General features: G+C 33.6%; 1 protein-coding gene. It reads left to right on the forward strand.

Going from position 1 to position 717, the window contains the following annotated elements; translation table 11 throughout:
* A partial coding sequence (locus tag AB840_RS15495) for a hypothetical protein (RefSeq protein ID WP_048515703.1) occupies window positions 1–717 on the forward strand: 717 nt, incomplete at both ends.

Consider the following 717-nt stretch of genomic DNA (forward strand, 5'->3'; position numbering starts at 1 on the left):
ACCAAAAGCTGATACAACAAAAGAAGCACCAACAACAGAGGAAGAACCAAAAGCTGACACAACAAAAGAAGCACCAGTAACAACGGAAGAACAAACACCTAAAACAACTACAGATCAAGCTCCAGAATCAAACCAAACTGATTCTCAAGAAACAACTACAAAACAATCATCTCAACCTACAACTCAATCTCAAAAATCACCACAAGCAACTACAACACAAGAATTTGATACAGTAGTAAATGATGTTCAAAATGCAGCAACAACTGAAGATAAACAAGAGGCTTTAACTAACTATATTGCTGATACAAACAATACAAGCAAAGAAGATGCAAAAGCTCAAGTTGAAAACTTAGATTTAGATTATAATCATCTTGATGAAACAATATTATTAAGTGCACTAGCTCAAGATTATTCAAATAAAAAAGATTCAACAACAACGTATGCTACACCACGTTCAACTACATCAACACCAAAACCTGTTAATCGTTTAGGTATTAAAAAATTAGCAGCAGTAAGACAAGGTACAAATGTAAATGATAAAGTTCATTTTTCTAATATCGATATAGCTATTGATAGAGGACACACAAATCCACAAACAGGTCAAAAAGAGTTCTGGGCTACATCAAGGGACGTTTTAAAATTAAAATCGGATTATACAATTGATGATGATGTGCATGAAGGAGACCAAATGACGTTCCAATATGGAAAATACTTCCG

It is taken from the genome of Megasphaera cerevisiae DSM 20462, assembly GCF_001045675.1.
Classification (GTDB): domain Bacteria; phylum Bacillota; class Negativicutes; order Veillonellales; family Megasphaeraceae; genus Megasphaera; species Megasphaera cerevisiae.